Annotated in this window: 11 protein-coding genes; 9 read left to right on the forward strand and 2 right to left on the reverse strand. The window is 72.0% G+C overall.

Features of this window, described 5'->3' with window-relative positions; translation table 11 throughout:
- Window positions 1-38: 38 nt before the first annotated feature.
- The 7 genes from DVA86_RS13600 to DVA86_RS13630 all read left to right on the forward strand — a co-directional run bounded on the left by DVA86_RS13600 (window position 39) and on the right by DVA86_RS13630 (window position 5,791).
- A complete protein-coding gene (locus DVA86_RS13600) occupies window positions 39-245 on the forward strand; it encodes an MbtH family protein (protein WP_208878454.1) in 207 nt (68 codons plus the stop codon).
- A gap of 120 nt (window positions 246-365) precedes the next feature.
- Window positions 366-617, forward strand: a complete 252-nt coding sequence (locus DVA86_RS13605) for an acyl carrier protein (RefSeq protein ID WP_208878455.1) — start codon at window positions 366-368, stop codon at window positions 615-617.
- Window positions 614-1,834 carry a beta-ketoacyl-[acyl-carrier-protein] synthase family protein gene (locus DVA86_RS13610; protein ID WP_208878457.1) on the forward strand — a complete coding sequence of 407 codons (1,221 nt, stop codon included), beginning with the start codon at window positions 614-616 and terminating at the stop codon, window positions 1,832-1,834. The genes DVA86_RS13605 and DVA86_RS13610 overlap by 4 nt, the downstream gene beginning before the upstream one ends.
- Window positions 1,834-3,021, forward strand: a complete 1,188-nt coding sequence (locus tag DVA86_RS13615; protein ID WP_208878459.1) for a beta-ketoacyl synthase N-terminal-like domain-containing protein — start codon at window positions 1,834-1,836, stop codon at window positions 3,019-3,021. Before DVA86_RS13610 ends, DVA86_RS13615 begins: the two co-directional genes overlap by 1 nt.
- A gap of 3 nt (window positions 3,022-3,024) precedes the next feature.
- A complete protein-coding gene (gene fabG / locus DVA86_RS13620) occupies window positions 3,025-3,774 on the forward strand; it encodes a 3-oxoacyl-[acyl-carrier-protein] reductase (protein WP_208878461.1) in 750 nt (249 codons plus the stop codon).
- A gap of 88 nt (window positions 3,775-3,862) precedes the next feature.
- Window positions 3,863-4,954, forward strand: a complete 1,092-nt coding sequence (locus DVA86_RS13625) for a methyltransferase (protein WP_208878463.1) — start codon at window positions 3,863-3,865, stop codon at window positions 4,952-4,954.
- Window positions 4,955-4,966: 12 nt separating this feature from the next.
- Window positions 4,967-5,791 (forward strand): 4'-phosphopantetheinyl transferase family protein, encoded by an 825-nt coding sequence (locus tag DVA86_RS13630; protein WP_208878464.1) that lies wholly within the window; start codon window positions 4,967-4,969, stop codon window positions 5,789-5,791.
- Between the two features lie 56 nt (window positions 5,792-5,847).
- Here the strand turns inward: DVA86_RS13630 and DVA86_RS13635 are convergent, their stop codons facing one another.
- Complete coding sequence (locus DVA86_RS13635) at window positions 5,848-7,797, reverse strand: serine hydrolase domain-containing protein (protein WP_208878465.1); 1,950 nt, start codon at window positions 7,795-7,797, stop codon at window positions 5,848-5,850.
- A gap of 209 nt (window positions 7,798-8,006) precedes the next feature.
- Here DVA86_RS13635 and DVA86_RS13640 point away from each other — a divergent pair, with 209 nt between their 5' ends.
- Together DVA86_RS13640 and DVA86_RS13645 are read left to right on the forward strand one after the other, a co-directional pair.
- On the forward strand, window positions 8,007-9,326 hold the full coding sequence (locus DVA86_RS13640; protein ID WP_208878467.1) for a sensor histidine kinase: 1,320 nt from the start codon (window positions 8,007-8,009) through the stop codon (window positions 9,324-9,326).
- Window positions 9,290-9,958 (forward strand): LuxR C-terminal-related transcriptional regulator, encoded by a 669-nt coding sequence (locus DVA86_RS13645; RefSeq protein ID WP_208878468.1) that lies wholly within the window; start codon window positions 9,290-9,292, stop codon window positions 9,956-9,958. Before DVA86_RS13640 ends, DVA86_RS13645 begins: the two co-directional genes overlap by 37 nt.
- A gap of 6 nt (window positions 9,959-9,964) precedes the next feature.
- Here the strand turns inward: DVA86_RS13645 and DVA86_RS13650 are convergent, their stop codons facing one another.
- A complete protein-coding gene (locus DVA86_RS13650) occupies window positions 9,965-12,706 on the reverse strand; it encodes an NHLP bacteriocin export ABC transporter permease/ATPase subunit (protein ID WP_208878469.1) in 2,742 nt (913 codons plus the stop codon).
- Window position 12,707: the final 1 nt, after the last annotated feature.

The following is a 12,707-nucleotide window of genomic DNA, read 5'->3' on the forward strand; positions in this document are numbered from 1 at the left end:
GCGAGACCGCGTTCGGACAGAAAAGGGGTGGACACGAGATGAGCAATCCGTTCGACGACGAGGACGGCACGTTCCACGTGCTGGTCAACCACGAGGGCCAGCACAGCCTGTGGCCGGTCTTCGCCGAGGTGCCGGCCGGCTGGACGACCGTCCTCGCGGACACCGACCGGGCCAGCGCGCTGGCGTACATCGAGCAGCACTGGACGGACCTGCGCCCGGCCAGCCTGATCAACGCGAGCAACTGACCCGCGACCCCGGCCCGCACGGGCCGCGGAGCGTCGCGCGACACCACACACACCACACACACCGGAAACACCGCGGAACGGCCGCGGCACACCGGGCAATCCAACCGGAGGAAGACAGACATGCCTGTCACCATCGACGAAGCCACCGAGGCCAAGGTCCGCGAGATCCTCGTGGAGTCCCTGGAGCTGGAGGAGGAGCTGACCCGCACCGGCCTGTTCAAGGAGGACTACGACGCGGACTCGCTCGGTGCCATCGAAGTGCTCTCCGCGCTGGAGAAGACCTTCGGCGTCACCATCGAGCAGGACGAACTCCCGAACATGGTCAACTTCGAGGCCGTCCTGGAGGTCCTGTCCCGGGCCGAGGCCCGATGACTGCCCAGCGTGTGGTGCTGACCGGCATCGGCGTCCTGAGCAGCATCGGCAACGGGGTCGACGAGTTCACCACGGCGCTCCGCGAGGGGCGCTGTGGTGCCGGTCCCATCACGCTGTTCGACTCGACCGACTTCCGGCAGCAAGTCGCCCACGAGGTCACCGACTTCGAGCCGGAGCGCTGGGTGCACAACACCCCGCTCGACGAGCTGGGCCGTGCCAGCCAGTTCTCCATCGCCGCCGCCCGGATGGCGATGGCCGACGCCGGCCTGGAGCCGGCTCAGCTGCGGGACCGTCCGGGCCTGGTCACCGTCGGCACCACCGACGGTGAGGCACGGGAGCTGGACCAGCTCGTCGAGGCCGAGGTGGCGGACGGGCCGGAGCGGCTGAACCGCAACGCCGTACGCCGGCTGCCCGCGCACCGGCTGGCGCTGTCCGTCGTACGCGAGCTGGGCCTGGCGCGCGCGGTGCCCTCCGTACTGGGCACCGCCTGCGCGGCGGGCAACTACGCGATCGGCGACGGGCTGGACGCGGTCGGCTCGGGTGAGGCCGACTACGCGCTGGTCGGCGGCTCCGACGCGCTGGCGCGGCGTACCTTCGCCGGGTTCTCCCGGCTCGGGCTGGTCGCGTCGGACCGCTGCCGGCCATTCGACGCCGACCGCGAGGGCCTGCTCACCGCGGAGGGTGCGGGCGTACTGCTGCTGGAGCCGCTGGACTCGGCGGTCGCCCGCGGCGCCCACATCTACGCGGAGTTCCTGGGTTACGGCCTGAACTGCGACGCGCACCACCCGACGGCGCCGGACCAGGAGAGCGTCACCCGTTGCATGGCGCTCGCCCTGGAGGACGCCGGGGTCAAGCCGGCGGACGTGGACCTGGTGTCCGCGCACGGCACCGGCACGCGTACGAACGACGTCACCGAGAGCCGCGCGATCCGCGAGCTGTTCGAGGACGGGCCGCCGCCGACCGTGGCACTGAAGTCCATGCTCGGGCACTCCATGGGCGCCGCCAGCGCGCTGGGTGCCGCGGCCTCCGCCATCGCACTGTCCCGGGGCTTCATCCCGCCCACCGTCAACCACCGTACGACCGACCCGGAATGCGGCATCGACTGTGTGCCCAACGACGCCGTCGAGGCGCCGCTGCGGGTGGTCATGAACAACGGCCTGGCCTTCGGGGGCAACAACGCCTCCGTCGTGCTGGGCCGGTACGAGGAGGCAAGCTGATGAGCACCGCCCCAGCCGCTCAGCGGGTGCGGGGACCGGTCATCACCGCCTGGTCTGCCGTGTCCCCGTACGGCATCGGCCATGCCGCGTTCACCGACGGTGTCCGGGAGGGCAGGAGCACCGACTCGCCGGTGGACGCGGAGACCTGGCAGAGCCCGGACGAACGGGCCTGCCTGGTCCCGGACTTCGACATACGCGCCGTGCTGGGCAAGGCCAGCACCCGCAGCATGGACCGGGTGACCGGGCTGGCCGTCACCGCGGTCCGGGAGCTCTTCGCGGAGGCGGAGGCCGCGCAGAACCCGGTCCCGGCCGGCGCGGGCACCGCGCTGGTGCTGGGCACCACGCTCGGCAGCGCGCAGTCCCAGCACGACTTCGTGCGCGCCTCGTTCGAGGAGGCCAAGCCGTACGACGTCGACCCCCGCCGGATGCCGAACACCCTGATGAACTGCGCCGCGGCGGCCACCGCCATCCGGTTCGACCTCAAGGGGCCGAACTCCACGGTGGCCGGCGGCCGGATGTCCGGGCTGCTCGCGCTCGGCTACGCGCGCCGGCTGCTCGCCGCGGGACGCACCGAACGTGCCCTCGTGGGCGCGGTGGAGGAGTACTCCCGCAGCCGCGCCTGGATCGACCGGCACAGCAGGGGCGCGGACGACGACCGGGGCGACCGGCCGGGTGCCCTGCTCGGTGAGGGCTGCGCGATGCTGCTGCTGGAGCCGGCCGCCGGGGAGTCGGAGGGCGCCGGCGCCGCCGCGCAGCCGGACGGCGCCGAGGGCCACGCCCGTACGGCACTCGCCGAACTGCTCGCCATCGACATCCGCGCGGACGTGCGCGACGATCCGGCCGCCACCCTGCGGGAGAGCATCGCCCATGCGCTGGGTGAGGCCGGGGTGACGCCCGACCAGGTGTGGGCGGCGACGGCCGGGGAGCTTCCCGGGCCGCTCGGGGCGGACGAACGCCGGCTGCTGACCGAGGTCTTCGGCGAGCCGGTCACCGCGCGCGGGCGCGGACACGAACTGCTGGGGGACACCGCCGCCGTTTCCGGGATCTTCCAGCTCACCACGCTGCTCGTACGGGCGGCGGAGGAAGCGGAGGCTGCGGACCGGTTCGCGGTGATCACCTCCGTGGACGAGTACGGCATGATCGCCTGCGCCGTGCTGCGGCTGCCGGCACAGAACGGGGGGAGTTAACCAGTGAGCACACCGGAGAAACCGGCCGTCGCACTCGTCAGCGGCGGCTCCCGGGGCATCGGGCGGGCCGCGGCGCTGCGTCTCGCCCGGGACGGATTCAGGATCAGCTTCTGCTACCGCTCCGACGAGGACTCGGCCGAACAGCTGCGCAAGGAGCTGGCCGACATCGGCGTGGACAGCCTCGCGGAACGCGTCGACGTCAGCGAGGCCCAGGCCGTACGCGACTGGGTCACCCGTACGGAACGGGAGTTCGGCCCCATCGCGGTGGCCGTGACCAGCGCGGGCATCACCCGCGACAAGCCGCTGCTGATGATGTCCGACGAGGACTGGCACCAGGTCGTCGACACGAACCTGGACGGCGTCGCCCACGTCTGCCGGGCCGTGCTGTTCCCGATGGTCAAGCGGAAGTCCGGCTCGATCATCACCCTCTCCTCGGTCTCCGGTGTCTACGGCAACCCGGGACAGGGCAACTACTCCGCCTCCAAGGGCGGCATCATCGCGCTCACCCGGGCCCTGGCCAAGGAGGCGGGACGGTACGGCGTCCGGGCGAACGCCGTCGCGCCCGGCATGATCGAGACCGCGATGACCGACGCGCTCAACGACGCCCAGCGCGAGCGCTCCATCGCCGCCATTCCGCTCGGCCGCTTCGGCAGCGCCGACGAAGTCGCCGAGACAGTGTCCTTCCTGGCCTCCGAGAAGGCCTCGTACATCACCGGATCCGTGCTGCAGGTGGACGGCGGCATCGTCCTGTGAACGGCATTCCCCTGGCCGCCCGGCAACGCGGCGGCGCGGTCAGCCGTACCCATTTCCACCTGCCCGAGTCCGACAAGGAGTTCCGACCGTGAATACCTCAGCCACCACCGCATCCGCCAACCACACGCCGCTCGTGGACACGACGCTGTTGCCCGCGGGGGGCGACGGAGAAGTGCAGGCCGCACACCGGGTGTACGAGCACCTCGTGGGCATCTGGGCGCCCGGCGTCGTCGAAGCCGCCCAGGACCTGGGCGCGTTCGCCGTGCTCACCGAGGGTCCGGCCACCGCCGCGCAGATCGCCGAGCGGCTGGACACCGACCTGCGGGCCACGCGCGTACTGCTGGACGGCCTGCACGCGTACGACATCCTGGGCCGCGTCCGCGGTGACGACGGACAACCGGTCTACAGCCTCCCGCCGGAGCTGCACGGGGTGTTCGCACCGGGCGGCCTCTACAGCCTCGCGGGGAAGATCACGCACGACCGCAAGGTCGCCTGGAACGCTTGGCGCAACCTCGCCGACAACGTGCGCAGCGGCACCCAGGAGCTCAACCAGATATCCGAGGAGGACTACACCTCCCTCGTCCACGGCATCAACTTCTGGGCGCCGCCCATCACCCAGGTCCTCGCCAAGGGCCTGCGGGAGCACGGCTGGACCTCCGGTGCCGGCCGCAGCATGATCGACGTCGGCTGCGGCACGGGCATCTACAGCCAGCTGCTGCTGAACGAGTTCCCCGAACTCCGCGCGCGGGGCCTCGATGTGGAGCGGATCGTCCCCATCGCCCGGGAGCAGGCGGAGCGGCTGGGCGTCGCGGACCGCTTCCGTCCGGAGATCTGCGACTTCTGGAACGACGACTGGGGCAACGACAGCAGCCTCGCGCTGTTCGTCAACATCTTCCACCTGCAGACCGCGGAGTCGGCGCACGAGCTGCTGCTCAAGACCTCCAAGGCGCTGGCGGAGGACGGTGTCATCGCGATCGCCGACCACATCGTCGACGAGGACAAGGACGGCTCCACGCAGAACAAGTTCTCCCGGCTGTTCGCCGCGTCGATGCTCGCCACCGGCGGCGGTGACGCGTTCACCGTGCTGGACTACGACAAGTGGCTCGCGGACGCCGGCCTGCGCAGGATCGCTCTGCTGGACGCTCCCATGCACCGGGTGCTGCTGGCCGGCCACGCCTGAGGCGGCTGCGGGATGCGGTTGGTGCCACCGCTGGCCGCGGGCGAGTGCCAGGTCTGGTGGGCCGACGCGAGCGCGTCCCACGGCCTGCTCGCCGCCGCCGGCGGGGAGAACGCCGGTGCCGCCGCGACCGCGGCCGTCGGTCTGCTGGACGCGCGCGAGCGTACGCACTGGCAGCGGCTGCGCAATCCGGCCGGCCGTGCGCTGTATCTGACGGCGCACGTCCTGGCCCGGCTGGTGCTGGGCGCGCAACTGCGCCTGCCACCGGCCGAGTTGGCGTTCGACGCGGAGTGCGCACGCTGCGGTGGCCCGCACGGCAAGCCGCGGCTTGCGGAACGGGCGGGCCGTGCGGGCCGTGCGGGGCCGGAGAGCACCGCCGGCTGGGAGTTCTCGCTCTCCCACACGCCGCACCGGGTCGCGGTCGCGATGGCGCGCCGCACCCCGCTGGGGGTGGACGTGGAACGCGTCCGCGACCGGGCGGCGGCGACCGTCGCCAGGACGCTCAGCGAGCGCGAGTACGCCACCCTCAACGCCCGCCCGGCGCACTGCCGGGCGGGCGACTTCGCCCGTTACTGGGCCCGTAAAGAGGCCGCGCTGAAGGCCACCGGGGATGGTCTGGCCGTACGGCCCGACCTGCTCACCGTCAGCGGCCCGGACGCCCCGGCCGCGCTGCTGGGCTGGTCCGGCCCCCAGGCCCCGCACAGCACCGTGCACTTGGTCGATCTCGCTCCCGGCACCGGCTACCGGGCCTGCCTCGGCGTGCTCGCCGAGGCAGACGCCACGCCACGGGTGACGGAGCACGACGCCGGGGCGCTGCTGCGCGCGAGCCTGCCGGCCTGAGCCGCCGGTCCGCCGCTCGCGGCGGGCCGGCACGGCCCGAGCCGGTGCCTGCGGGGTCAGCCCCACAGCGCGTAGTTCCCGGCGAGCATCAGGACGATCACCGCGGCGAAGCCCGTCAGGGAGTAGTGCAGTCGCGAGACCCAGCCCCACCAGCGGCGGTGGTAGGCCAGCACGGCGCAGCACAGCATCGCGGCGGTGGCCACGCCGGAGGCGGCGAGCAGCGTCGGTACGGCGGTCAGCAGGGGCGAGTCGCCCAGGAACACCGTCTGGTTCATCACGTTGGAGTCCGCCACCAGCAGCGCGAAGCAGGTCGCCACGCCGCCCAGCAGCAGGCTGTTGGCCCAGGCCAGCAGGCGGGCCGCGCGCGGTCCGGGGCGCGGGTCGCGGGAGCGGCGCACCAGCGCGATGATCGGCCAGCAGATCATGGTCAGCGAGATCAGGGCGAGCCCGCCGATGAGCAGCTGCATGTGGAGCTTCGGCGACTCGTACCAGGCGACCTTGGTGAAGGCGACCGTGGTGTCGGTGCTCACCGTGAGCCGGCCGTCCTCGAAGGCGATCCGGGTGTCGCCGTCGACCTCCTGGAACAGGCCCCGTTCGATCTGCCGCCACTTCTGCTCGGTGACGTCCGGGTCGGCGCTGAGCGGGCCGTTGGTGGTCAGCACGCCGTCGTCGCCCGCCGAGACCTCGATCGAGCCGGTCAGCGCGGAGGCGCGGGTGAAGTCGGAGTGGCTGGTGCGGTTGGCGCGGTAACTGCCCTCGTACTGGCCGATGTCCTCCTGGAGGGTCGACTTCGAGGTGCCCTCGGCCTTCCCGCCGTAGACGTGGTCGGCGGCCAGCTCCGCGACCTCGTCGGCGGCCAGGGCGGCCTTGCCGGTGTCGCCGTCGCCGTTGTAACTGACGTACACGCCGAGGTTCTTGTCCGGGAACAGCGCCATGTTGGTGTGGAAGCCCGGGATGTCGCCGTCCTTGACCAGGTAGCGGTGCTCGTCGTGCCGGCGCTCCTCCAGCATGTACGCCATGCCGGGGAGCCGCTTGTCGTTGCCGTACTGCCGCTTCTCCAGGACCTTCGCGGCCTTCTCGCCGAGCACTCGCTTGTCCGCCAGCCGGCCTTCGCTGAGCAGAGCGCGCATCAGCCGGCCCATGTCGGTGGCGGTGGAGACGGCGGCGGCTCCCGTCGGGGTCCACGCGCCGTACTGCCCCTTCGCGGTCTCCTGGCCGCCGTCGGACGGCCGGTGCCCGCGCGCGAGCGCCTCCTCCACCTGCTTCGGGTGCGGCTGGTCCAGGGTCGTACGGGACATGCCGAGCGGGTCGAAGATCTGCTGCTGGACGTACTCCTCGAAGGGCTTCCCGGTGACCTGCTCCACCACGTAACCGGCGAGTGCCACGCCGTAGTTGTCGTAGGCGGCGGCCTCACCGGGCTCGCGTACCCGTTCCGGCTGGTTGTCCTCCAGGCTCTCGCCCAGGTCCCCGGCGTCCTCCGGGTCCTCGCTGGCCGTGCCGACGATGCTGAAGTCGAAACCGGCGGTGTGGGTCAGCAGATGGTGGGGTGTGACCGGTTTGCCCGGGTATTTGTCTTTGATCTGGAAGGTCTTCAGATACTTGTTGACGTCGGCACGCAGATCCACCTTCCCGTCCTCGACGAGCTGGAGCACGGCGATGGCGGTGAGGACCTTGGTGACCGAGCCCATGAAGAAGCCCGTACGCTCCGGATCCACCCGCTGCTTCTTCCGGTCCGCGTCCGGCACGCCGTAACCCCGCGCCATCAGCTGCTTGTCACGGGACACCACGGAGACGGCGGCGCCGGGGATGTCGTACTCGTCCAGCTGCTTCTTCAGCAGTCTGTCCAGACTCGCGCCCAACTCGTCCGGCCCGGAGGGGGCGTTCGGCACCCGATGAGGCGACGCCTGGTGTGCCGGCGTCGCGGAGGCCGGGGTGAGTCCACCCAGCAGCACCAGGGCGAAACCGAGTACCAGGGTCATCGGGGCAAGGACCCGTCGGGCTGTCATCTGATGGCTCCTTCGGCCGCACACAGGAAGATCCGATGACGGCAAGTCAACTATGCCCGGGCGGTACTTGCCATGGCCTTTAGTAGTCTCCGGAGGGTACTTAACTGCACCCTGGGAGACGCCACGGAGGTCCAATGAGAATTCTCGCTCCCGGCCCCAGACTGGGATGCACGCAGCGGTACGCAGCCGCCGGATGAGGGGAACACGGGATGAGCATCGTCAGCACCGACCAGCAGGGCGGCCCGGGGGGCAGCCGGAAAGACGATCTGCGGCCCTCGAGCGCCTTCCGGGCGATGGGGCGTACGCTCGCGCTCCTCGCGTTCGCCCCGGTCGAGGTGCTGCTCTTCAGCATCCTGGTGGCCGTCATCTCGCTGCTGAGCGTCGGCCTCGGCGTCTTCCTCGTGCCGGCCGTGGTGATCGCCGTACGCGGGGCGATGAACATCCAACGCCGCTGCGCCCGTGACTGGTCGGGCGTCGAGATCGGCGACCCGTACCTTCCCGCCCGTGACACCGAGCCCGGCGCGAAGGGCTGGCTGCAGCGCACCATGGGCATCCTGAGCGACCCGGCCACCTGGCGCGACCTGCTGTGGATGCTGGTGAACCCGGTGGTGGGCGTGCTGATCCTGGTGCTGCCGCTGACCTTCTTCGCCTACGGCCTCTTCGGCCTCGCGATGCCCTTCCTGTGGGAGCCGATCGTGGACGCGGGCGGCAACGACTGGTACGTGCTGGTGAACGTCAACAACAGCGGCACCGCGCTGACCGCCGCCGTCCTCGGCACCCCGTTCATCCTCATCGGGTACCTGATGGGCCCGGCCATGCTGCGGGTGCACGCACGGTTCGCGCGCAGCCTGCTCGGCCCCACCGAGATGGCCCGCAAGGTGCACCACCTCACCGCCACCCGCAGCGACGCCGTGAACTCCAGCGCCGCCGAGCTGCGCCGCATCGAGCGGGACCTGCACGACGGCGCGCAGGCCCGGCTGGTCGCGATGGGCATGAACCTGGGCGTCGCCGAGCGGCTGCTCAGCAAGGACCCGGAGGCCGCCCGTACGATCCTCGCCGACACCCGCACCGCCTCCGCGAAGGCGCTGAACGAGCTGCGCGACCTGGTACGGGGCATCCACCCGCCGGTGCTGGCGGACCGCGGCCTGGCCGACGCCGTACGCGCCCTCGGGATGGACAGCCCGCTCCAGGTCGAGGTGACCGCCGACCTGCTGGGCCGGCCGGAGGCGCCGGTGGAGTCCGCGATGTACTTCGCCATCTCCGAGTCGCTGACCAACGCGGCCAAGCACGGCGCCTGCCGGAACGTGAAGGTCGACCTCTGGTACTCCGACGGCATGCTGCGCGCCCAGGTGACGGACGACGGTGACGGCGGCGCGGACCCCATGAAGGGCACCGGGCTGCGCGGCCTGGAGCGGCGCCTTGCTACCTTCGATGGCGCGCTGGCTCTCACCAGCCCGGTCGGGGGCCCGACAACACTCACCATGGAGCTGCCTTGCGTGCTGTCCTCGCCGAAGACCAGTTTCTCCTGAGAGACGGTCTCATCCGGATGCTCCAGGCGTACGACTTCGAGATCGCCGCAGCGGTGGACAACGGCCCGGACCTGCTCCGGGCCCTCGTCGCGGAGCGTCCCGACGTGGCGGTGGTGGACGTACGCCTTCCCCCGACGTTCACCGACGAGGGCCTCCAGGCGGCGCTGCAGGCCCGCCGGGAGCTCTCGGGGCTTCCGGTGCTGGTGCTGTCGCAGTACGTGGAGCAGCTGTACGCCAAGGAGCTGCTGGCCGACGGGAACGGCGGGATCGGCTACCTGCTCAAGGACCGGGTGTTCGACCCGGACGAGTTCATCGACGCGGTGCACCGCGTCGCGCGCGGCGGCACCGCGATGGACCCCGAGGTGATCTCGCGGCTGTTCAGCGGCGGCAGTACGGCGCGGGAGCGCACCATCAGCCGGCTGACCGCCCGGGAGCTGGAGGTGCTAGAGGTGATGGCCGAGGGCCGGTCCAACGCCGCGATCGCGGAACGGCTGGTGATCACCGAGCGCGCCGTCATCAAGCACACCTCGAACATCTTCACCAAGCTCGACCTCCCCACCTCGGACGACGACAACCGGCGGGTGCGCGCCGTGCTGACGTACCTCAAGGACTCCGAGGGCGCCGCCGAGTAGAGGCGGTCACTCCAGCTGGCGGCGTACGAGTTCCTGCAGCGGGCCGCCCGGATCGCCCAGGAGAGCCGCGGGCGGGCCCTGCTGCACGATGCGGCCCGCGTCCAGGACGATCAGCCGGTCCGCGTCCATGACCGTGGACAGCCGGTGTGCGATGACGATGCGGGTGGCGTCGAGCGCGCGGGTCGATTCGATGATCCTGCGCTGTGCGGTGTTGTCCAGCGCGCTGGTGGCCTCGTCGAGGAAGAGGATCCTCGGGCGGCGGACGAGCGCCTGTGCGATCAGGAGCCGCTGCCGCTGGCCGCCGGAGATCGTGTCGCCCCCGGAGACCACGGTGTGCAGGCCCATCGGCATGCGCTGCACGTCCTCGGCGAGGCCGGCCCACTCCAGCGCCTGCCACACCTCCTCCTCGCTGAAGTCCTCGGCGCCGCGGACGCACTCCAGCACCGAACCCGTCAGCGGCCGCGCGTGCTGGAGGACGACGCCGCAGCGGCGGCGGACGGCGGCCTGGTCGAGTGCGGCGAGGTCCTGGCCGTCGTAGAGAACGTCGCCGCGCAGGGGCGTCTCGAAGCCGATCAGCAGCCGGAGCAGGGTGGACTTGCCGCAGCCGCTGGGGCCGACGACGGCGACGAACTCTCCGGGGCGTACGGAGAGATCGATGCCGTCCAGTACCAGCGGACCGTACTCGGTGTAGCGGAAGGACAGCCCCCGGGCCTGGAGGGCGCCGGTCAGCGGGCCGGGCTGCACGTTGTCCTCGGCCACCTCCGGTGCCTCGCGCAGCACCGGGCGGATCTGCTCGAACAGCGGAATCGCGGCGGTCGCCGAGATCAGGGCGCCGGTCAGCTGGGTGGCTGAGGTGAGGAGCATGGTCAGGGCGGTGCTGAAGGTGAGGAAGGCGGCGGGGGAGAGGGTGTCCCGCGCCGGCCCGGCGAGCAGCATGAACAGCAGGAGTGAGGAGAGCGGCAGATAGACGGCGTTGAGAACGGTCGTCGCGTTCCTGATCCGCCCGGCCCGCCGCTCCAGTTCGCGGCTGCGCGCGAACTCCCGCGCCCAGGCGGCGTAGGCGAAGCTCTCCGCCCCGGCGACGCGCAGTTTCGGCAGCCCGCGCAGCGTCTGGTACGCCTGGTTGTTCAGCTTGTTGGTCAGCGCGACGAGCTGCCGCTGCCAGTGCAGCTCACGCAGCCCCAGTAGGGCGAACAGCCCCGCGACCACCGCCAGCACTCCGAGGGCCCCCAGCGCCAGCGGCACGCTGTGCAGGAGCAGCAGGAGCAGGTTGACCGCGCCCATGGTGCCCGACTGCAGCACCACCGGACCGACCCCGGCCAGCAGTCGCCGCATCGCGGTGACCCCCATTGCGGCACTGGCGAGTTCGCCGGTGGAGCGCCCGGCGAAGAAGCGGGTCGGCAGCCGCAGCAGCCGGTCCCAGACGGCGGGCTGCAGCGTTGCCTCCATCCTGCCCTCCAGCCGGAGCAGGGTGAGATTCTGCAGCAGTCCGAAGGCCGCGCCGACCACGGCGGCCGCGATGACGGCGACGGCGAACAGCACGATCAGGTCGTCGCGCGCGGCCGGCACGTACTCCCCGAGCACCTGTCCCGTCGCCACCGGTACCAGCGCCCCCAGCGCGACGGTGACCAGTCCGGCCAGCAGCAGCGTACGCAGGTCGCCGCGGGAGCCGCGCAGGCTGAACGCGAGCAGCCGCAGCGGGGTGAGGGGCCGGTCGGGCAGGGGGCGGTAGAACATCACGGCGCGGGGTGCGTACTGGGCGGCGGTCTCCGCGCGCACGCGCACCCGGCGGCCCGCCGCGTTCACCGCCACGTAGCCGCCGCGCCGCCACAGCAGCGCCACCGGCGCGCTGCTGGCGGCACGGTGGCCGGCCAGTGGCCCGCAGTTGGTGCGCCACCAGCTCCCGGTGAGCCGCACCGCGCGCGTACGCAGGCGGGCGGCGGCGGCGATCCGCTCGACGGGGTCCACGCGTTCACCGCCCGGGGGTATCGCACTGCGCGCGGGCAGCGTGGCTCCCGCCGCTTCGGCGACCAGCCGGCAGACCGCGTAGGTCGCGTCGTCGCCGTGCTCGCGGGGGCCGCGCCCGTAGTCCGTCCCGATCGAGGCCAGCAGCGTCTGGTCGGCCTGCACGCGTACGGACTCACCGGCCCGGATGCCCGCGGCCGTACGCTCCTGGTGCGCCCGTTCGGCCTCCTCGATCCACCGGTCCACCGCGGACAGCAACCGGAACTGCTGCGCGACGAGCGCCCGCCACATCTCGCCGTCGACCAGCAGCGCCCCGGGCCCCTGCCGTACGCTCCCCGGCGGCACGTCCATCCACAGCACTCCGGGGTCCTCGTCCGCCGCTCGGTCGCCCAGCGGGGTCTCGAAGAGCACCCCGAGGCCGCGCCCGATGCCGAGCGCGAAGGCTTCCTCCGTACGGCCGGGGTTCCCGTCGCCGGGTTCCTCCCGCTGGTGCAGCCCCTGGAGCGGTATCCGGCGCAGCGCACAGCTCTCGGCGGGGCGTGCGGTGAGGGTGTGCCGGGTGCCGTCGACCGGCCCGAGCAGCAGGGTGCCCGCCGTCGCCCGGCCGAGGAACTGCCAGGGGCCGTCCGCCTGCTGGTCCACCGCGAAGAGGTCCAGCGCCCCGCTGGTGACCAGCCACAGCACCTGAGGTCCCGCCAGGTCGAGGCCTCCGGGGCCGTCGGGTGCGACGGCCTCGCCGAGGCAGCCGAGTACCGCGGCGACGGGGTCGGTGCCGTCGGCCATC

It is taken from the genome of Streptomyces armeniacus (assembly GCF_003355155.1).
In the GTDB taxonomy this organism is placed as follows: domain Bacteria; phylum Actinomycetota; class Actinomycetes; order Streptomycetales; family Streptomycetaceae; genus Streptomyces; species Streptomyces armeniacus.